Genomic DNA, 19,376 nt, shown 5'->3' with positions numbered 1-19,376 from the left:
AATGCTCCGCACCATGCTCAAGTCCAAGATCCACCGGGCCACCGTGACCCAGGCCGACCTGCACTACGTCGGCTCGGTCACGGTGGACGAGGACCTGCTCGACGCCGCGGACCTGCTCCCCGGCGAGCTGGTCCACATCGTCGACATCAACAACGGCGCCCGGCTGGAGACGTACACCATCGCGGGCCCGCGCGGCACCGGCGTCATAGGCATCAACGGCGCCGCCGCCCGCCTGGTCCACCCCGGTGACCTGGTCATCCTGATCGCCTACGGGCAGATGGAGACGGCCGAGGCCAAGGCGTACGTCCCGAAGGTGGTCTTCGTGGACGGCGACAACCGGATCACCGGCTACGGCACCGACGCCGCCGAGGCCCCCGAGGGCAGCGGGCTGCTGCGCGGGGACCGGGCGTACGGTGACGGGCACGGCGCGGCCACCGCCGCCGCGAGCTGAGGAGCAGTCAGAACCATGTCCGCAACGCACCGCCTCACCGCCCCCGCCCCGGGCTGGACCGCCACCACCGACGTGGTGGTGGTCGGCTCCGGCGTGGCCGGACTGACCGTCGCGCTCAACGTCCGCAAGGCCGGCCTGCGGGCCACGGTGGTCACCAAGGCGCTGCTGGACGACGGCTCGACCCGCTGGGCCCAGGGCGGCGTGGCTGTCGTCCTGGGCGAGGGGGACACCCCCGAGCAGCACCTGGACGACACCCTGGTGGCCGGCGCCGGGCTCTGCGTCGAGGAGGCCGTCCGGCGCCTGGTGACCGAGGGCCCGGACGCCGTCCGGCACCTGATCGCCACCGGCGCCGCCTTCGACAAGGACGCCGACGGCGAGATCCTGCTGACCCGGGAGGGCGGCCACCACCGCCGCCGGATCGTGCACGCGGGCGGCGACGCCACCGGCGCCGAGATATCGCGCGCGCTGGTGCAGGCCGTCCGCTCCGACCCGGGCCTCGAACTCATCGAGCACGCCCTGGTGCTGGACCTGCTGACCGACCCGGACGGCCACGCGGCCGGCCTCACCCTGCACGTGATGGGCGAGGGCCAGCGGGACGGCGTCGGCGCCATCCGGGCCCGCGCGGTGGTGCTGGCCACCGGCGGCATGGGCCAGGTCTTCTCGGCCACCACCAACCCGGCGGTCTCCACCGGCGACGGCGTGGCGCTGGCCCTGCGGGCCGGGGCCGAGGTCACCGACCTGGAGTTCGTCCAGTTCCACCCCACCGTGCTCTGGCTCGGCCCGGAGGCCGAGGGCCAGCAGCCGCTGGTCTCCGAGGCGGTCCGCGGCGAGGGCGCCCACCTGGTGGACGCCGACGGCGTGCGCTTCATGCTCGGGCAGCACGAGCTGGCCGAGCTGGCCCCCCGGGACATCGTCGCCAAGGCGATCACCCGGCGGATGCAGGAGCAGGGCGCCGAGCACATGTACCTGGACGGGCGGCACTTCGGCGCCGCGATGTGGGCCGAGCGCTTCCCGACCATCCTGGCCTCCTGCCGCTCGCACGGCATCGACCCGGTCACCGAGCCGATCCCGGTGGCGCCCGCCGCGCACTACGCCTCCGGCGGCATCCGCACCGACCTGGCCGGCCGCACCACGGTGCCCGGCCTGTACGCCTGCGGCGAGGTGGCCTGCACCGGCGTGCACGGCGCCAACCGGCTGGCCTCCAACTCCCTGCTGGAGGGCCTGGTCTTCGCCGAGGCGATCGCCGCCGACCTGACGGAACGTCACGCCGCCGGGGACCTCCCGGAGCGCTCGGTGGACGTGGCCGCCGCCCAGGCCTGCAAGGCCGTCCCGCTGCTCGCCCCGGAGGCCCGGGCCGAGGTCCAGCGGCTGATGTCCACCGGCGCGGGCGTGCTGCGCTCGGCCGCCTCGATGGCCGGCTCCGCCGAGGGCCTGGCCACCCTGGCCGACGCCGCCCTGGCCCACGCCGCCGAGGAGAAGCCCGCCGACCCGCGGGTGGAGACCTGGGAGGCCACCAACCTCCACCTGGTCGCCACCGCCCTGGTGGCCGCCGCCGCGCTCCGCGAGGAGACCCGGGGCTGCCACTGGCGGGAGGACTTCCCGGACCGCGACGACCAGCGGTGGCGGCGCCACCTGACCACCACCCTCGACGCCGACGGCGCCCTGCGCACCGTCTGACGACCCCTCACCTCTCCCTAGGAGCAGCACCGATGTCCCACGACCACGACCACGACCACGACGGCCACGCCCACACCGAGCTGCCGATGGCCGGCGGCTGCGGCGACGGCTGCGCCTGCGGCGACGGCGAGGCGTACGAGACCGGCCTGGACCCGGCGCTGGCCGAGCTGCTGGAGGCGGCCGGCCTGGACCCGGTCGAGGTCGAGGACATCGCCACCCTGGCGCTGGCCGAGGACCTGGCCGGCGGCGACGACGTCACCTCGGTCGCCACCGTGCCCGCCGAGGCGGTCGCCACCGCCGACTTCACGGCCCGTGAGGCCGGCGTGGTGGCGGGCCTGCGGATCGCCGAGGCCGTGGTCTCGCTGGTCTGCGAGGAGGAGTTCGAGGTCGAGCGGCACGTCGAGGACGGCGACCGGGTCGAGGCCGGCCAGGTGCTGCTCTCGGTCCGCGGCCGCACCCGCGACCTGCTGACCGCCGAGCGCAGCGCGCTCAACCTGCTCTGCCACCTGTCCGGCATCGCCACCGCCACCCGGGCCTGGGCCGACGCCCTGGAGGGCACCGGCGCGGCCGTCCGGGACACCCGCAAGACCCTGCCCGGCCTGCGCGCCCTGCAGAAGTACGCGGTCCGCGCGGGCGGCGGCGTCAACCACCGGATGGCGCTCTCCGACGCCGCCCTGGTGAAGGACAACCACGTGGTCGCCGCGGGCGGCGTGGCCGAGGCGTTCAAGGCCGTCCGGGAGACGTTCCCGCACCTGGACGTCGAGGTCGAGGTCGACCGTCTGGACCAGATCCCGCCGGTGCTGGAGGCGGGCGCCGACCTGATCCTGCTGGACAACTTCACCGTCCCGCAGCTCAAGGAGGCGGTCGAGCTGGTGAACGGCCGGGCCAAGCTGGAGGCCTCCGGCGGGCTGACCCTGGCCACCGCCCGCGAGGTCGCCCAGACTGGGGTCGACTACCTGGCCGTCGGCGCCCTCACCCACTCCTCGCCGGTGCTGGACATCGGCCTGGACCTCCGCTCCTCCTGACCCCTCCTCACCAGAAGGCTCCTCGTGCTCCTCACCATCGACGTCGGCAACACCCAGACCACGCTCGGCCTGTTCGACGGCGAGGAGATCGTGGAGCACTGGCGGATCTCCACCGATCCGCGCCGCACCGCGGACGAACTCGCGGTGCTGATGCAGGGTCTGATGGGCTCCCACCCGGTCGTCTCGGCCGAGGACCGGGTGGAGGGCCTGGCCATCTGCTCCTCCGTCCCCGCGGTGCTGCACGAGCTGCGCGAGGTGACCCGCCGCTACTACGGCGACGTCCCCGCGGTGATCGTGGAGCCCGGGGTGAAGACCGGGGTGCACGTCCTGATGGACAACCCCAAGGAGGTCGGCGCCGACCGGATCGTCAACGCGCTGGCCGCCAACCACCTCTACGGCGGCCCGTGCATCGTGGTCGACTTCGGCACCGCCACCACCTTCGACGCGATCAACGAGCGCGGCGACTACGTGGGCGGCGCGATCGCCCCGGGCATCGAGATCTCGGTGGACGCGCTCGGCGGGCGCACCGCGATGCTCCGCAAGATCGAGCTGGTCCGGCCCCGTAACGTGATCGGCAAGAACACCGTTGAGGGGATGCAGTCCGGCATCCTGTACGGCTTCGCCGGCCAGGTGGACGGCCTGGTCGACCGGATGGCCAAGGAGCTCGCCAAGGACCCGGACGACGTCCAGGTGATCGCCACCGGCGGCCTGGCCCCGCTGGTCCTCGGCGAGGCGAGCAGCATCGACGTCCACGAGCCGTGGCTGACCCTGATCGGCCTGCGCCTGGTCTACGAGCGCAACCGCCCGCAGACCTGACGGACCGTCCGATCAGCCCACCATCCGCCAATCGGGCCGATCAGCAACGCCAATCGCCATAAATCGGACGTACGCCACGTACTGTCGAGCCATGCCGACGCCACACGGATCCCGCGGCGGCATGGCCTTCAGCGCCGACGAAGTCCGCGTGCTGCGCCGTGCCCTCGCCCAAGCGCTGTACCCGGTCCACCTGCCGCACAGCCCGGCGGGCGAACTCTGGGCCGAGGACGTCCAGGAGGCCCTGCGCCTCGCCGAGGCGGTGGACGAGGCCGTCCAGGAGGGCGGCCGCCTGCGCGCCTTCCTGCTGGCCGACCTGGCCCGCTACCGCACCGCCCTCCCCGGCAGCGCCACCGGCTACCTGGAACGCCTGGAGGAGGCCATCGCCGACGGCTACCTCCCCACCGCCGACGACCTCACCGCCCTGCGGGCGCTGACCCGGATGCCCTGCGGAAGCGGCGAACGCGCCCGCCGCTCCCGGCTGGCCGGCCGCTGCCACGCCCTGGCCGAGGCCGACGTCCGCGAACGGCTCGCCCTGAGCACCGGCCAGCGGCACCTCGCGGCCGTACCGAGCCCCGCCGCTCCCCCGAGTGGCGGCTCTCCCACCCCAGTAGGAGGACGGTTCCCGATGACCGAAGCCAAGCCCCCCGCCGACGGCCGCCCCCAGCCCCGCCGGATGCCCACCCCCGCCGAGCTCTTCGGCCGCCGCACCCACCACCCCGAGCCCGCCCCCGCCCCCACCCAGGACGACCTGGAGCTCGCCACCGGCTGACACCGGCCCAGGGGAGGCCTCGACCCGGCCTCCCCCCAGGGGCTGTCTCTTCGGTGGGGCCGGGCGGCCGCCGCCGGGGCACGCACCTCGCCACCTTCTCGTCGGTCGCCAAAGCTCCGCAGTGGCTCCCTCCTCGGCGGCGCCGATGCACGCACCCCAACGACGCCCACTGATCCGACCCCACCGAAGAGACAGCCCCCACCGGCATAACAATTGCGCATCCGCGCACACCGATTGTCCGATTCCGGGCGCATCCGACACCTTTGACCCGCACTGACCGTTCGCCTCGGGGCCCTATCGTGCCGACCGAACACTCCGTGACCAAAGGACAGCTGTGGGACTCGCCCGCCCGGCCGGCCCGTTCGGGCTCGTCGCCGCCCTCGCCCTCGCGGCCTCCGTCACCACCCTCCCCGCCACCGCCGACGACCGGCCCCGGCTGGAGCTCTCGGGGCCGTCCGCGGTCGCGGTCGAGCCCGGCGCGAGCGCGGGCCTGCCGCTGCAGGTGCGGCGGCCGGGCACGGAGGCCGCCCGGGACGTGGTGGTCGGCTTCGACACCAGGGACCTGGCCGGGACGGCCGAGTTGAGCCTGCGCGGGTGCACCGTCTCGGGCACCGTGCACACCTGCACGCAGCGGAGCGCAACCGAGCTCGCCGACCTCCCCGGGGCCCCGGCCGTGACGGTCCCCAAGAGCGCCGTGCCCGGCTCCCGGGGCACCCTGCACATCACCGCCACCAGCCCCGGCGCGGCCCCGGCCACCCTGGACCTGGAGGTGTACGCCGGCGGCCCGCGGCTGACGGTCAGGCAGCTCCCGAAGGCGCAGCACGTCCGGCCGGGCAGCACCCTGGACGCCGTCCTGGAGGTCACCAACTCCGGTTCGCTGCCCGCCCGTCGGCTCGTCGTGGTGATGCAGACCGACGAGACGCTCGGCCTGGACCAGCGCTTCGGCAACTGCGAGTACGGCACCCGGGCGCGCGGCCCGGAGGGCGGGGGCAGCAGGCCCGCCACCACCGCGGTGGTCTGCACCGTCGACTCCGCTGTCGCGCCGGGCGAGACGGTCCGGCTGGACCCGGTCCGGGTCGGCGTCACCCCCGCCGCGTACTACGGCTTCGTCACCTTCTCGGTGCTCGCCAACCTGGAGACCGGGACCCAGGGGGTGCGCCGCGGCCACGAGTTCACGCCCGGCGCGGGCCCGCGGCTGACGACCGGCAAGCCCGAGTCCCCGGTCGCCGAGCCCGGCGGGCCGGGTCTGGAGAGCCCTCCGGGGCAGGGCGGCACCACCGAGCTGGAGGTCTTCGCCGAGAACAGCGCCGACTTCGAGGCCGTCGGCCGCTGGTCCCCCGGCGGCGACGGCCGCACCGGCACGCTGACCGTCGGCCTGCACAACAACGGCCCGGCCTCGATCGCCGACCGCACCGGCGGGGACGCGATGCCCACCGTCGAGTTCACGCTGCCGCCCGGGGCCCGCGCCACCGCCGTCCCGGCGGGCTGCCACCCGGGCGACGACGGCCGCGGCTACAGCTGCCGGCACGACGTGTGGGCCCCCAACGGCCTGCGGGCCGACTACGACTTCCCGCTGGAGCTCTCCGACCCGGCCCGGGACGCGCGGTTCGGCGTCTCGCTGCAGAACTTCATCAGCCACAGCGAGCCCGGGCGCGCCTCGGCCGCGATGAGCTGGGACCGCAACGCCGCCAACGACCTGGTCGAGGTCCGGCTCTCCGGGCCGGCCACCAGCGCCCCGCCGGCCCAGGCCCCGCCGCCGGCCACCAGCCCCGCCGCCCAGGGCTCCCCCACCACCGCGCAGCCCGTCCCGGCGGCCGCCACCACCGGCACCGGCACCACCGCCCCCGGCCAGGCTCCGCCGTCCTCCGCGGCCCCGGCCGCCCTGCCCGCCCCGCTGGCCTCCACCGGCGGCGGGGCCTCGGCCGGCCCGACGGCCGCCGCGGGCGGTGCCGCCCTCACCCTCGGCCTGGTGCTGATGGTGGTGGTGGCCCGCCGCCGCCGGACCGGCGCCCACCGCCGACGGCGCGTCTGACGGCATAACAATCGGGTATCCCCGGACGGGAATTGTCCTTCGCTGATCACAACTGCCCTTTTTAATCACGCCGTTCGTCCGCCGGGGGCGCCTAGGGTGCCGAACGACCGTTCCGTGATCGAAGGACATCCGTGGGACTCTCCCGACCGGCCCGCTCGTTCGGCCTCGCCACCGCCGCCCTCGCCCTGGCGGCGGCCGGCACCTCCGTACCCGCCTCCGCCGCCGAGGGGGTGCAGCTGAAGCTCACCACCTACCGGGGCGTGCTCACCCTCGGCGCCGACCCGGACGGGAAGTGGCGCCCCGGCGCCCACATCGGGCCGACCGTCCACCGGCTGAACAAGGTGGACGGCCACGACCTGGTCCTCTCCTACGACTTCAAGGACCTGGCCGGGATCGCCGAGCCGGTCCCGACGCCCAACTGCACCGCCTCGGGCACCGTCCTGCGCTGCACCGAGTCGAAGCCGCTGACCTGGGACTACCTCCCGATCGACAACGACAGCACGCCGGGGCTGCGCACCGCCGCGGGCGCGAAGCTCCAGGACAAGGGCGTCCTGCACATCACCGCGACCGCCGCCAACGCCACCGCCCCGGTCACCGTGGACCTGCCCGTGCACATCGGCGGCCCGCTGCTGGAGCTCAAGCACCCGGACGCGGTGCGGGACACCACGCCCGGCTCCACCGTCTCCTCCACCCTGCAGATCACCAACAACGGCGAGCTGCCCGCCACCCGGGTCTACCTGTCGGCGGCCACCGACCGGACCATGCCGTTCGCGGAGCGCTTCGGCAACTGCGAGTACGGCACCCCGCGGACCGGCGAGCCCACCCGCACCGCAGAGGCGATGATCTGCGCGATCGACTCCCCGATCGCCCCGGGCGAGACCGTCACCGTGGACCCGGTCCGGTTCCGGGTCGGCCCCGACGCCTACTGGAGCGAGATGTTCCTCCGGGTGGGCAGCCTGCGGGACGAGCTGGCCGAGGACCGGCTGGTGTACGTCCCCGAGTCCCCGTCCGCCCCGCACCTGACCTTCGGCAAGCCGGAGGGCCCGGCCACCGCCCAGCCCGGCGGACCGAGCCAGTACGACGCCGAGTTCCTCACCGTCACCGCCCGGAACAGCGCCGACCTGGAGGCGACCGGCGTCTGGGCGCCCTCGACGGACGGCTCCACCGGCACCCTGACCATCGGCCTGGCCAACCACGGCCCGGCCTCGTTCATGGGGACCGGCGTCGGCGCCCCCGTCCCCACGGCCGCCGTCGTGCTCCCCGAGGGGGTCCAGGTGACCAGGACCCCCGAGAACTGCTACACCACCGACCAGCGGGGCCCGCGCCGCTACACCTGTTACGGCAACTACCGGTCACTGGCCGGGGAGCACCGGACCCACGCCTTCGAGCTCGCGGTGGGCAGCGGCGCCCGGGGCGCCACGGCCGTGGTGCAGGTCCAGGACATGGACCACCTCGCGGGCGCCGTCGGCTGGAACACCAACCCCGCGAACGACCGGGTCGAGCTGGTGCTCGGCTCCCGGGAGGGCACCGGCGGCACGCCGGGCGCGTCGCCGACCGCCACCACCCCGGCCGGCACCGCCGGTCCGCAGCCGACCGCCACCGCGGGCACCGGCAGCGCCGCCCCGAGCCCGTCCCGGTCCGCCTCCGCGAGCGCCACCGCCACCGCCACCGCGAGCCCCTCCGGCACCGCCGTCACCGGCCCGCTCGCGGCCACCGGCGGCGGGGCCGCGGCCGGCCCGATCGCCGCGGCGGGCGCGACGGCCGTCGCCCTCGGCGTCGTCCTGCTGGTGGCCGTCCGCCGCCGGGCCGCCTCCCGGCGGTAGGCCCGCACCGCACCGAGCGGCCCCGGGGGCGTCCTCGCGACACCCCCGGGGCCGCTGCCGTCATCCCGGGGCCGGGCGGCGCGTAACGCTCGATACCCTGGTGTCGTGAGCGATCAGATCAGCGTCCCCGCGACCGACGACCTTCCCGAGCAGATGCGCGTCCGGCGCGAGAAGCTGGACCGGCTCCGGGCAGCCGGCATCGACCCGTACCCGGTCGGTTTCCCCCGCACCACCACCATCGCCGACCTGCGTGCCAAGCACCCCGACCTGGAGCCGGACACCGCGACCGGCGAGCGGGCCGGCGTGACCGGCCGCGTGGTGCTGGCCCGGACGGGCGGCAAGCTCTGCTTCGCCACCCTGCGGGACGGCTCCGGCGACCTCCAGGTGATGTTCTCCCTGGACAAGCTGGGCCCGGAGCGGCTGGCGGCCTGGAAGTCCGACATCGACCTGGGCGACCAGGTGGGCGTCGAGGGCGAGGTGATCACCTCCAAGCGCGGCGAGCTGAGCGTCATGGTGGACCGCTGGGAGCTGACCGCCAAGTGCCTGCGCCCGCTGCCGGACAAGCACAAGGGCCTGACCGACCCGGAGGCCCGGGTCCGCCAGCGGTACGTCGACCTGATCGTCAATCAGGAGGCCCGCGACGTCCTCTACCTGCGCTCCAAGGTGGTCCGCTCGATCCGCCGCACCTACGAGGAGCGCGGCTACATCGAGGTCGAGACCCCGATGCTGCAGCCGGTGCACGGCGGCGCCAACGCCCGCCCGTTCACCACCCACATCAACGCGTACGACATCGACCTCTACCTGCGGATCGCCCCGGAGCTCTACCTCAAGCGCCTGGTGGTCGGCGGCGCCGAGAAGGTCTTCGAGATCAACCGCAACTTCCGCAACGAGGGCGCCGACTCCACCCACAACCCGGAGTTCACCTCGCTGGAGTCGTACGAGGCCTACGGCGACTACGACACCCAGGCCGAGCTGATCCGCGCCACCATCGTGAACGCGGCCCGGGACGCGCTGGGCACCACCGTGGTGCGCGGCCTCGGCCCGGACGGCCAGGAGCACGAGATCGACCTGGCCGAGCCGTGGGAGGAGGTCCGGGTCTACCCGGGCATCTCCGCCCACCTGGGCACCGAGGTGACCCCGGACACCTCGGTGGACGAGCTGCGGGCGCTGGCCGACAAGGCGGGCATCCCGTACGAGAAGGACTGGGGCCACGGCCAGATCGTGCTGGAGATGGTCGAGCGCCTGCTGGAGCACCACGCGATCAAGCCGACCTTCATCAAGGACTACCCGACCGAGGTCTCCCCGCTGACCCGTCAGCACCGCTCGGAGCCGGGCGTGGCCGAGAAGTGGGACCTGGTCATCTTCGGCACCGAGATCGGCACCGCCTACTCGGAGCTGGTCGACCCGGTCGAGCAGCGGGCCCGGCTCACCGCGCAGTCGCTGCTGGCGGCCGGCGGCGACGTCGAGGCGATGCAGGTGGACGAGGACTTCCTGCGCGCCCTGGAGTACGCGATGCCGCCGACCGGTGGCCTCGGCCTCGGCGTGGACCGCCTGATCATGCTGCTGACCGGCAAGAACATCCGCGAGACGGTGCTCTTCCCGATCGTGAAGCCCGACCTGGGCGGGGCCGCCCGGAGCGCCAAGGCCGCCGACGCCGCCACCGACTCTGACGAGGAGTGACCCGATGGACTACGTGAGCGCGATCGTCCCCCCGCTGGTGATGGCGATCGGCTTCGGTTTCCTGGTGCGGGCCATCATCCGCTCCCAGGGCGGCGCCCAGCGCGCCAAGGAGGACGCCGCCGCCGAGGCGCTGGCGACCCGGAACGCCGAATAACCGCAAGCCCGCTGACGCGCCGTCACCCTTCGGGGTGGCGGCGCGCCGCTTTGCGTCGAATAAGCAAAATTTGTCCGGTTCTCCCCCCTATCCTGGCCGGACTATGGTGCGGCAACTCGGAGAACTCGAGAACGCCATCATGACCAGGGTCTGGCGGTGGAACCGGCCGGTCACCGTTCGCGAGGTTCTGCTGGATCTGCGGGAGGAACGCGATATCGCGTACACCACCGTCATGACGGTGCTCGACAAGCTCCACAGAAAGGGCTGGCTCCGCCGCGAGCGGGCCGGCCGGGCCTATGTGTACGAGCCGGTCTCCTCCCGGGAGGCGTACACCGCGGCCCTGATGAACGACGCCTGGGCCACCAGTGACAATCCCGCCGCGGCCCTGGTGCACTTCTTCGGCCTGATGTCGCCGGAGCAGCGCGAGGCACTCCGTGACGCCCTGCGGGTCACCTCGCCCGACACCCCGCCGGCCGGCGGGGAAGGCGATACCGGGGAGACCACGGACGCCTGAGCGCGATAGCGTCCCGCCATGGAGGTCACCATCCGCCGGGCGCGGACCAGCGATGTGCGTGCCGTTCGGCGACTGATCGACGGCTACGCGCGGAACGGCATTCTGCTCGACAAGCCGACGGTCACACTGTTCGAGTCCGTCCAGGAGTTCTGGGTCGCCGAACGCGACGAGGACCAACTGGTGGTCGCCTGCGGCGCCCTGCACGTGATGTGGGAGGACCTGGCCGAGGTGCGCACCCTCGCGGTGGACCCGGTCTGCCACGGCCAGGGCATCGGCCACCTGCTGCTGGAGAAGCTGCTGGCCACCGCCCGCTGGCTGGGCGTCCGTCGGATTTTCTGCCTGACGTTCGAGGTCTCCTTCTTCGCGAAACACGGTTTCGTGGAGATCGGCGAAACCGACGACGGTACCTCAGACCCGGCGGCCATCGCTACGGACGTCTATGAGGAGCTTCTACGTTCGTACGACGAAGGTGTCGCGGAGTTCCTGGACCTGGAGCGCGTGAAGCCCAACACGCTGGGCAACTCGCGCATGCTGCTGCGCCTCTGAACACGTACGGAACAGGCCATCGGACACCTTCGGAGCAGCCAGGGGTTTGTGTTTTCACGGAAAAGGCGCTTTCCTTTCCTCAGGCAATGGGTCGTTTACACGGAAAGGGAAGCCCGTGGCACAGAGGGTGCAGGTCATTCTTGAAGACGATCTCGACGGCGGTTCGGCGGACGAGACCGTGACGTTCGCCCTGGACGGCGTGGCCTACGAGATCGACCTGAAGAGCGCGAACGCGGACAAGCTGCGCGGGCTGCTGGCCCCGTACGTGGACAAGGGCCGCAAGCAGAGCGGCCGTCTGGCCGGCGGCCGCCGCGGTGCGGCGCGGAGCGCGGGCCGCCCGGCGGCCGGTGCCCCGGACACCGCCAAAATCCGCGCCTGGGCGAAGGAGAACGGCTTCGAGGTCAACGACCGCGGCCGCGTCCCGAGCAACGTGCGCGAGGCGTACGAGCGGGAGAACCCGTCCTGACGCCCCGTCAGGGCGCCAGGCCCAGCCTGGCCCGGGCGCAGGCGTCGGCCAGGCAGTCCAGCAGGCGGAGCAGGTCGGGCGAGCGCAGGTCCAGGCCCGGGCCGTGCCCGCCGTGACGCAACCAGACCGTCCGTCGGTCATCGGGGCGCGGAGGGTCCCCCTCCGCGCCCCGCGGCCGTACCCCGGCCCGGCGCGGACCGGAGCGGTCCGGCCGCGGCGGCCTGGGCGGCGGCACCCTGAGGTCCCCGGCCGCCAGCGGCACCAGGTCGAGGCCGAGCCCGGGGCCCCAGCCGAGCCAGTCCAGCAGCTCCGGCACCTGCTCGGCGGTGCCGGGGGCGAGCAGGAAGGCGGCCCGGCGGCCGCGGGCCAGCACCGGCCCGGTGGGCCGGCCGAGCCGGTCCAGCCGGACGAGCGCGGCCAGCCCCGCCGGGCGGGCCAGCTCCACCCGGTCCGAGCCGAGCAGCACCCCGGGGGCGGCGGTCCGGCCCGACTGGACGGTCATGGGCTGTGCAACGCTGGAGGGGCACGGCGGTCACGCGGGCACCACCCGGACGGCCCCGGGCCCGAGCTGATCCCCCGTCACCCCGGGGGACTTCTCGCCAGGCGAACACCGCCACCGGGGAAACTGCGCGAAACTCGCCGGAATACCGGGTATGAATGCAGGTGGGTGGGGCAGAGGGCCCCGGCCGAGCAGATCGCGGGACCGGCCGACGCGTCCACGACGGGCCTTGTTCGCCGTTGGCGTAGCGGAATCGGGTGCATGGGGCCCGACCGTGGGAACACCGTCACCCAGCATCAGGTTGGGAATGGTGTCGGCTGGTCGCGCAGCTGATAAGGCTCCACGCGAGTGGAGCCGATCCGTGAGCCGCGCCGCTGAGCGGGACTAGCATGCGGAAGGACAGGGCGGGGACAGTCCCCGAACTGCCCGACCGCTCTGAGGAGCGATAAACGATGTTCGAGAGGTTCACCGACCGCGCGCGGCGGGTTGTCGTCCTGGCTCAGGAAGAAGCCCGGATGCTCAACCACAACTACATCGGCACCGAGCACATCCTCCTGGGCCTTATCCACGAGGGCGAGGGCGTCGCCGCCAAGGCCCTGGAGAGCCTCGGGATCTCTCTGGAGGCCGTCCGCCAGCAGGTCGAGGAGATCATCGGCCAGGGCCAGCAGGCCCCGTCCGGTCACATCCCCTTCACCCCGCGGGCCAAGAAGGTGCTGGAGCTGTCGCTCCGCGAGGCCCTCCAGCTCGGCCACAACTACATCGGCACCGAGCACATCCTGCTCGGCCTGATCCGCGAGGGCGAGGGCGTCGCCGCCCAGGTCCTGGTGAAGCTGGGCGCCGACCTCAACCGGGTGCGCCAGCAGGTCATCCAGCTGCTCTCCGGCTACCAGTCGGGCGGCAAGGAGTCGGCCACGGCCGGCGGCCCCGCCGAGGGCACCCCCTCCACCTCCCTGGTCCTGGACCAGTTCGGGCGCAACCTCACCCAGGCCGCCCGCGAGGCCAAGCTCGACCCGGTCATCGGGCGCGAGAAGGAGATCGAGCGGGTCATGCAGGTGCTGTCCCGCCGCACCAAGAACAACCCCGTGCTGATCGGTGAGCCCGGCGTCGGCAAGACCGCCGTGGTCGAGGGCCTGGCCCAGGCCATCGTCAAGGGCGAGGTTCCCGAGACGCTGAAGGACAAGCAGCTCTACACCCTGGACCTCGGCGCGCTGGTCGCGGGCTCCCGCTACCGCGGTGACTTCGAGGAGCGCCTGAAGAAGGTGCTCAAGGAGATCCGCACCCGCGGCGACATCATCCTGTTCATCGACGAGCTGCACACCCTGGTCGGCGCGGGCGCCGCCGAGGGCGCGATCGACGCCGCGTCGATCCTCAAGCCGATGCTGGCCCGCGGTGAGCTCCAGACCATCGGTGCCACCACGCTGGACGAGTACCGCAAGCACCTGGAGAAGGACGCCGCGCTGGAGCGCCGCTTCCAGCCGATCCAGGTCGCCGAGCCCTCGCTGCCGCACACCATCGAGATCCTCAAGGGCCTCCGGGACCGCTACGAGGCGCACCACCGGGTGTCGATCACCGACGCCGCGCTGGTCGCCGCCGCGACCCTGGCCGACCGCTACATCTCGGACCGCTTCCTGCCGGACAAGGCGATCGACCTGATCGACGAGGCCGGTTCCCGGATGCGCATCCGCCGGATGACCGCGCCGCCGGACCTGCGCGAGTTCGACGAGAAGATCGCCGACGTGCGCCGGGAGAAGGAGAGCGCGATCGACGCGCAGGACTTCGAGAAGGCCGCCTCGCTGCGCGACGACGAGAAGCAGCTCCTCACCGCGAAGGCCAAGCGGGAGAAGGAGTGGAAGGCCGGCGACATGGACGTCGTCGCGGAGGTGGACGAGGAGCTCATCGCCGAGGTCCTGGCCACCGCCACCGGCATCCCGGTCTTCAAGCTGACCGAGGAGGAGTCCTCCCGCCTGCTGCGCATGGAGGACGAGCTGCACAAGCGCGTCATCGGCCAGAAGGACGCCATCAAGGCGCTCTCCCAGGCGATCCGGCGCACCCGTGCGGGCCTCAAGGACCCGAAGCGTCCCGGCGGTTCGTTCATCTTCGCCGGCCCGTCCGGCGTCGGTAAGACCGAGCTGTCCAAGACGCTGGCCGAGTTCCTGTTCGGCGACGAGGACGCGCTGATCTCGCTCGACATGTCGGAGTTCTCGGAGAAGCACACCGTCTCCCGGCTCTTCGGCTCCCCGCCCGGCTACGTCGGGTACGAGGAGGGCGGCCAGCTCACCGAGAAGGTGCGGCGCAAGCCGTTCTCGGTGGTCCTCTTCGACGAGGTCGAGAAGGCGCACCCGGACATCTTCAACTCGCTGCTGCAGATCCTGGAGGACGGTCGCCTGACCGACTCCCAGGGCCGGGTGGTCGACTTCAAGAACACCGTCATCATCATGACCACCAACCTCGGCACCCGGGACATCTCCAAGGGCTTCAACCTCGGCTTCGCGGCCACGGGTGACAGCACCACCGGGTACGAGCGGATGAAGGCGAAGGTCGGCGAGGAGCTCAAGCAGCACTTCCGCCCCGAGTTCCTGAACCGCGTCGACGACATCGTGGTCTTCCACCAGCTGTCCGAGGAAGACATCATCCAGATCGTCGACCTGATGATCGACAAGGTGGACGGCCGCCTCAAGGACCGCGACATGGGCCTGGAGCTCAGCGTCGAGGCCAAGAAGCTGCTGGCGAAGCGCGGCTACGACCCGATCCTGGGTGCCCGTCCGCTGCGTCGCACCATCCAGCGCGACATCGAGGACCACCTGTCCGAGAAGATCCTCTTCGGCGAGCTGCGCGCCGGCCACATCGTGGTCGTCGGCGTCGAGGGCGAGGGCAAGGACGCGAAGTTCACCTTCCGCGGCGAGGAGAAGTCCCCCGTGGCCGACTCCCCGGCAGCGGTGACGGCGGGTCCGGACCTCACCAAGTAAGGTTTCCCACCAGTTCGAAAAGGGCCTCTGCCCCGGTCATAACACCGGGGCAGAGGCCCTTTCGTTATGCCCGCCGCTTCATCCCCAGGTCACAATTCCTGTGATGAACCGCACGCCGGTCCCCGCCGATCGACGGGTGGCGCCGATGGTCCGTACGCGATGGACGGCCTCACCAGCCGGTTCGGCCCCGGGATTTGACGCATGATCAGGTGATCGGAGCGCCGGAGCATAGCGGCGTGACCATGCCATGGTCAAGGTCTTTCTTTTTCATCCACGCTTGGATCAAATGACGTCCACCTGTCTTTCATTGGTTCACCGGCGGAGCCAAGAGCTTGGCCGGTATGGGGAGGACGTCACCACGTTGAACATATCCAAGAAGGTTGCCTCGGCGACCGCGGCCGCGGCGGTCATCACCGCCCTCGGCGCGGGGCTCCTGCCGGCCTCCGCCACGGCCGCCCCGGTCGTCCCGGTCAGCAACGACCCGGCCGACGCGGTGCAGACCGCGTCCGTGGACCACAACCTTGCCGGTCCGCTGAGCGCCAAGGTCGAGGCCGAGCAGAAGGCCGCTCTGGACCAGCTGCTCGCCGGCACCGCGAAGATCGAGAAGCACAACGGCGGCTCCAGCATCAAGCTCGGCCGCGACAAGTACGTGGAGCTCGCCCGCGAGCGCACGGACAAGATCTTCACCATCCTGGTCGAGTTCTCCGACCAGGTGGACAACACCACCAAGCTGCCCGACGGCAAGCTCAAGTACGGTGGCACCCCCGGCCCGCAGCGGAACCAGATTCCGCAGCCGGACCGCACGAAGGACAACTCCACGGACTGGCGGGCGGACTACAACCGCCAGCACTACCAGGACATGTACTTCAGCACCACCAAGGACTCGCTCAAGACCTACTACGAGCGTCAGTCCTCCGGCCGTTACTCGGTCGACGGTCAGGTCACCGACTGGGTCAAGGTGCCGTGGAACGAGGCCCGTTACGGCTCGGACTACTGCGGCCAGCACGTCTGCAACAACGCCCAGGACCTGATCCGCGACGGCGTCAACGCCTGGGTCGCCGACCAGAAGGCCAAGGGCCTGACGGACGAGCAGGTCAAGGCCGAGATCGCCAAGTACGACGCCTGGGACCGGTACGACTTCGACCACGACGGCAACTTCAACGAGCCCGACGGTTACGTCGACCACTTCCAGATCGTGCACGCCGGTGAGGACCAGTCCGCCGGCGGCGGTGCCCAGGGCACCGACGCGCTCTGGGCCCACCGCTCGTACGCCTACGGCTCGCTCCAGGGCCAGACCGGCCCGGCGAACAACAAGCTCGGTGGCACCCAGGCCGGCAACACCGGCATCTGGGTCGGCGACTACACCATGCAGGCCGAGAACGGTGGCCTCGGTGTCTTCGCCCACGAGTACGGCCACGACCTCGGTCTGCCGGACCTCTACGACACCACCGGCTCCGGCAACGACAACTCGGTCGGCTTCTGGTCGCTGATGTCGTCCGGTTCCTGGCTCGGCACCGGCAAGGACTCGATCGGCGACAAGCCGTCGGACCTGGACGCCTGGTCCAAGCTCAAGCTGGGCTGGTTCGACTTCGAGAAGGCCAAGGCGGGCAAGTTCTCCGCCCACCTCCTCGGCCCGGCCGAGTACAACAACAAGCGCCCGCAGGGCCTCGTTGTGGACCTGCCGAACAAGACCGTCACCACCGAGATCAACACCCCCTTCCAGGGCAGCGGTGAGTGGTGGAGCGGCTCGGCCGACGACCTGAACGTCGCCCTCACCCGCGACGTCGACCTCACCGGCAAGACCTCGGCCTCGCTGACGGCCAAGGGCTGGTACGAGATCGAGCAGGACTACGACTACGCCTACGCCGAGGTCTCGACCGACGGCGGCGCCAACTGGGTCGGCCTGACCGGCACCTGGAACGGCACGGCGATCCCGCTCAACCCGGGCAACAAGGCCGGCCTGACCGGCAACTCGGGCGGTCAGTGGGGCGACCTGGCCTACGACCTGAACCCCTACGTGGGCAAGGCCGTCAAGGTCCGCTTCCACTACACCACCGACGGTGGCGTGCACGAGAAGGGCCTCGCCCTCGACAACATCGCCATCACCGCCGACGGCGCGCAGGTCTTCACGGACACCGTGGAGAACGGCGACAACGGCTGGGCGGCCACCGGCTTCTCCCGCATCAACGGCAAGTTCTCCAAGGACTACGCCCAGCACTACCTGGTGGAGAACCGTCAGTACATCTCGTACGACGAGACCCTGAAGACCGGCCCGTACGTCTTCGGCTCGGCCGCGAAGCCGGACTGGGTGGACCACTACGCCAACCAGAACGGTCTTCTGATCTGGCTGTGGGACGAGTCCCAGACCGACAACAACGTCACCAACCACCCGGGTGAGGGCCTCGTCCTGCCGGTCGACTCGCACCCGACCCCGCTCAAGTGGGCCGACAACACCTACATGCGTCCGCGCCTGCAGGGTTACGACTCCACCTTCGGCTTCGACCGCACCGACGGCCTGAAGCTCCACAAGGCGGACGTCCTCACCACCATCCCGTCCTCGAAGGGCGTCTCGTCCTTCAACGACGCGAAGAACAAGTACTGGGACGCCGAGACGAAGTTCTCCTCCGTCAAGGTCCCGAACACCAACACCGCGATCTCGGTCCTCTACGAGAGCTGGAACAAGCTCGAGACCCTGGTCCTGGTCAGCCCCGGCAAGTGAGCTCCGCTCAACTGACGTGGTAAACAGGTGACTTCGGCCCCGCCGGGATTCGTCCCGGCGGGGCCGGAGTGTTTCCTCACTTCCCCAGCAGCCCCAGCAGCTCCGTGAGGGCCTCCTCGATCTCCTCGGCCGTCCACTCCAGCGCCTCGGCGGCCACCGTCACCTCGGTCATCGCACAGCCCGGCACCAGCCCGGGGGCCCACAGGCCGAACAGCCCGACGCCCTGCTCCTCCGCCAGCCGCACCGTCGCCTCGTTCAACTCCCCCGCCCCGTACGGCAGCCAGAGCTGGAACTGGTGGGTGTGCGGCACCTCCGGCACCACCCGGGCCCCGGCCGCCCTCCCCAGCGCGGCCGCCACCACCTTCGCCTGGGCGACGTAGGCCGGCAGCTCCGGCAGCACCCGCTCCAGCCCGGCCAGGGCCGACAGCGCCGCCGGCCACTGCTGGAAGACCTGGCCGCCGTAGCGGTGGCGCCAGACCCTGGCCTCGCGCACGAAGGCCTCGGGGCCGGCCAGCGCGGCGCCGCTGATGCCCTCCAGGGTCTTGTAGAAGGAGACGTAGACCGAGTCCCCCAGGGCCGCGATCTCCGGCAGCGAGTGGCCCAGGTGGGGCACCGACTCCCAGAGCCTGGCCCCGTCGAGGTGCACCCGGACGCCCTCCACGGCCCGCACCGCCGCCACCAGCTCCTCCCAGCTCGGCAGCACGAACCCGGCGTCGCGGAGCGGGAGTTCGAGCATCAGGGTGCCGAACTCCTCCTCGCAGCCGAGCAGTTCCTCCGCCGTGGGCAGCCGGGGCTCCTTGGTCGGCCAGACCGCGGAGAGGCCGGTGAGGCGCTGGTAGGCACGGCGCTCCCAGCGCTCGGGGTGGGCCAGCGGGTGCATCGCCACCACCGGGCTGCCGGTGCGGTCGGCCCAGTACCTCAGGGCGACCTGCTGGGCCATCGTGCCGGTCGGGAAGAAGGCGGCGTCGGGCTTGCCGAGCAGCTCGGCGACCCGCTGCTCCAGGGCGTGCACCACACCGTCGCCGTACATGTCGGGACGGACGTCCAGGTCGAGCCCGACGGTCTCGGACTCGGCGGCCAGGGAGGCCATGCGCTCCCGGAGCGACTGCGGGCGGCTGCCCGAGAGCAGCCGCCCGCAGCGGCGGAAGGCGGTGAAGCGGCGGTCCCGCAGGACCGCGAGCGAGGAATCGGTCATACGAACGATGCTGCACCAGCACCGGTCGGAGCGACAGGCTCGCG

General features: G+C 72.0%; 16 protein-coding genes. 14 read left to right on the top strand and 2 right to left on the bottom strand.

What is annotated here, in order from left to right:
* Position 1: 1 nt before the first annotated feature.
* From panD to ACIA8O_RS34750, 12 genes are all read left to right on the top strand, one after another.
* Positions 2–451, top strand: a complete 450-nt coding sequence (panD, locus tag ACIA8O_RS34805) for an aspartate 1-decarboxylase (RefSeq protein ID WP_396298030.1) — start codon at positions 2–4, stop codon at positions 449–451.
* A 15-nt stretch (positions 452–466) separates the two neighbouring features.
* Positions 467–2,128, top strand: a complete 1,662-nt coding sequence (locus ACIA8O_RS34800) for an L-aspartate oxidase (protein WP_396298029.1) — start codon at positions 467–469, stop codon at positions 2,126–2,128.
* A gap of 32 nt (positions 2,129–2,160) precedes the next feature.
* Complete coding sequence (gene nadC, locus ACIA8O_RS34795; RefSeq protein ID WP_396298028.1) at positions 2,161–3,153, top strand: carboxylating nicotinate-nucleotide diphosphorylase; 993 nt, start codon at positions 2,161–2,163, stop codon at positions 3,151–3,153.
* 24 nt (positions 3,154–3,177) lie between these two features.
* Complete coding sequence (locus tag ACIA8O_RS34790) at positions 3,178–3,969, top strand: type III pantothenate kinase (protein ID WP_396298027.1); 792 nt, start codon at positions 3,178–3,180, stop codon at positions 3,967–3,969.
* 91 nt (positions 3,970–4,060) lie between these two features.
* Positions 4,061–4,738, top strand: a complete 678-nt coding sequence (locus tag ACIA8O_RS34785; RefSeq protein WP_396298026.1) for a hypothetical protein — start codon at positions 4,061–4,063, stop codon at positions 4,736–4,738.
* Positions 4,739–5,072: 334 nt separating this feature from the next.
* Positions 5,073–6,770 carry a hypothetical protein gene (locus tag ACIA8O_RS34780; RefSeq protein ID WP_396298025.1) on the top strand — a complete coding sequence of 566 codons (1,698 nt, stop codon included), beginning with the start codon at positions 5,073–5,075 and terminating at the stop codon, positions 6,768–6,770.
* Between the two features lie 131 nt (positions 6,771–6,901).
* The gene (locus tag ACIA8O_RS34775) at positions 6,902–8,593 is read left to right on the top strand and encodes a hypothetical protein (protein WP_396298024.1); all 1,692 of its coding nucleotides are present in this window, start codon (positions 6,902–6,904) and stop codon (positions 8,591–8,593) included.
* A gap of 105 nt (positions 8,594–8,698) precedes the next feature.
* Entirely contained in the window at positions 8,699–10,273 is a 1,575-nt protein-coding gene (gene lysX, locus ACIA8O_RS34770; protein ID WP_396298023.1) for a bifunctional lysylphosphatidylglycerol synthetase/lysine--tRNA ligase LysX, read from the top strand.
* Between the two features lie 4 nt (positions 10,274–10,277).
* Positions 10,278–10,427, top strand: a complete 150-nt coding sequence (locus ACIA8O_RS34765; RefSeq protein ID WP_396298022.1) for a hypothetical protein — start codon at positions 10,278–10,280, stop codon at positions 10,425–10,427.
* Between the two features lie 103 nt (positions 10,428–10,530).
* Positions 10,531–10,941, top strand: a complete 411-nt coding sequence (locus tag ACIA8O_RS34760; protein ID WP_396298021.1) for a BlaI/MecI/CopY family transcriptional regulator — start codon at positions 10,531–10,533, stop codon at positions 10,939–10,941.
* Positions 10,942–10,959: 18 nt separating this feature from the next.
* Positions 10,960–11,487: an amino-acid N-acetyltransferase gene (locus ACIA8O_RS34755; RefSeq protein ID WP_396298020.1), complete on the top strand. Its 528-nt coding sequence runs from the start codon at positions 10,960–10,962 to the stop codon at positions 11,485–11,487.
* A gap of 115 nt (positions 11,488–11,602) precedes the next feature.
* Positions 11,603–11,953, top strand: a complete 351-nt coding sequence (locus tag ACIA8O_RS34750) for an Lsr2 family protein (RefSeq protein WP_396298019.1) — start codon at positions 11,603–11,605, stop codon at positions 11,951–11,953.
* A 7-nt stretch (positions 11,954–11,960) separates the two neighbouring features.
* Here ACIA8O_RS34750 and ACIA8O_RS34745 read toward each other — a convergent pair whose 3' ends face one another.
* The gene (locus ACIA8O_RS34745) at positions 11,961–12,455 is read right to left on the bottom strand and encodes a hypothetical protein (RefSeq protein ID WP_396298018.1); all 495 of its coding nucleotides are present in this window, start codon (positions 12,453–12,455) and stop codon (positions 11,961–11,963) included.
* Between the two features lie 449 nt (positions 12,456–12,904).
* Between ACIA8O_RS34745 and ACIA8O_RS34740 the strand changes: the two genes are divergently transcribed.
* The gene (locus ACIA8O_RS34740; RefSeq protein WP_396298017.1) at positions 12,905–15,418 is read left to right on the top strand and encodes an ATP-dependent Clp protease ATP-binding subunit; all 2,514 of its coding nucleotides are present in this window, start codon (positions 12,905–12,907) and stop codon (positions 15,416–15,418) included.
* A 361-nt stretch (positions 15,419–15,779) separates the two neighbouring features.
* Positions 15,780–18,137 carry an immune inhibitor A domain-containing protein gene (locus ACIA8O_RS34735; protein WP_396298016.1) on the top strand — a complete coding sequence of 786 codons (2,358 nt, stop codon included), beginning with the start codon at positions 15,780–15,782 and terminating at the stop codon, positions 18,135–18,137.
* Between the two features lie 76 nt (positions 18,138–18,213).
* On the opposite strand, the gene ACIA8O_RS34730 is transcribed toward ACIA8O_RS34735, so the two are convergent.
* Positions 18,214–19,332: a threonine aldolase family protein gene (locus ACIA8O_RS34730; protein WP_396298015.1), complete on the bottom strand. Its 1,119-nt coding sequence runs from the start codon at positions 19,330–19,332 to the stop codon at positions 18,214–18,216.
* Positions 19,333–19,376: the final 44 nt, after the last annotated feature.

It is taken from the genome of Kitasatospora sp. NPDC051853, assembly GCF_044452665.1.
Classification (GTDB): Bacteria; Actinomycetota; Actinomycetes; order Streptomycetales; family Streptomycetaceae; genus Kitasatospora.
This window is presented reverse-complemented; position numbering and strand designations above follow the sequence as displayed.